This window comes from Vibrio sp. 1978 (assembly GCF_033344345.1).
Genome location: NZ_JAWPOP010000148.1, coordinates 1 through 1,070, shown reverse-complemented (window position 1 = coordinate 1,070; position 1,070 = coordinate 1). Strand labels below are relative to the sequence as shown.

Below are 1,070 nucleotides of genomic sequence, written 5' to 3'. Positions count from 1 at the left end.
GTCCGGCAAGCCAAGCATTAAGTGGCCAAGCTCATGTACGATCACACCCAACGTCGCTTGATGATCAACTTGGTAGTCAGCAAACACGCAGTAGTCAGTGATCTTTTTGCCATCTAGCGTGACATCATTGTGAGAGAATTTGTGTGGCCAGATAGCAGGACGGTCAAGGAATCCGGTTGAACGATCGCCACCAGCAAAGATAAACATCACTGACAACTCTGAAGGTTCAACGGTTCCATCTTGGTTACTGTCGTAAGCAGAAAGATTGAAGTACGGATCCAGTTTTTGGTAGGCCTCTGTAAACACGGCGTTCAGCTTGGCCGTACATGTGGTGTCGCTAGAACTAGAGTGACAATTTGGGTGGCTTTGTGCCACGGACACATTGATCACACCATCATTCGCGGTGCCGTAACTCTCGATAGCTGGGACGACTTTGAATTTACCTTGAGAGTTTTTATCAAAGTAATCCACAACGCTTTGGCCATTCGTGTCGAAAACACGTTGCTCGAAATTGTGCACCATCGCTTGATCGTTAAAAGAAACCTGCACAACCAACAGAGGCTGCTGTTTCACGCTCGAGCTGCTCATCGCCTGATAACCTTGTGCCGTGCGCAATAAGTTTTGGCGAGCCATAGGTTCAATCGCTTTTAACGAAGACAGCTCCGGCTTAACTTGCACGTCAGGACGAAACTTCGCGGAATCAGGCGCATCACTGGATTGGGTTTTCTCAATACCAGTCGAGAGCAACTCAGGGGTGTCTGAATTACGCTGGATCTGAGCAAAAAACCAAACGCCATCTTCCTGAATCAAGGCATTGCCTTGTTTGTCTTCAAACCAATGGAAATCAGCAGTTCCGCGTAAAATCGCCTCGCTATTGCTTCCGTCACTCAGCGTGATCGGATGCCAAATTGGCGATGGTGGTGTCGTTGCCATACTGTTTCCGGCAACAAGTGCAGTCAGCATGGTCAAGGCAAGGGTGTGGAATTTCAAAGTACGGCTCCATCTTTTCAATTCACCATGCGTAAAACGAACTCAGATACCCATCAATTTAATGAGCGGTTACCTGATGG

1 protein-coding gene is annotated in these 1,070 nt (G+C 47.9%); it reads right to left on the bottom strand.

Features of this window, described 5'->3' with window-relative positions; all coding sequences use genetic code 11:
* A partial coding sequence (locus tag R8N49_RS25120) for a M6 family metalloprotease domain-containing protein (RefSeq protein WP_318190211.1) occupies nucleotides 1–990 on the bottom strand: 990 nt, incomplete at its 3' end.
* Between the last annotated feature and the right edge of the window lie 80 nt (nucleotides 991–1,070).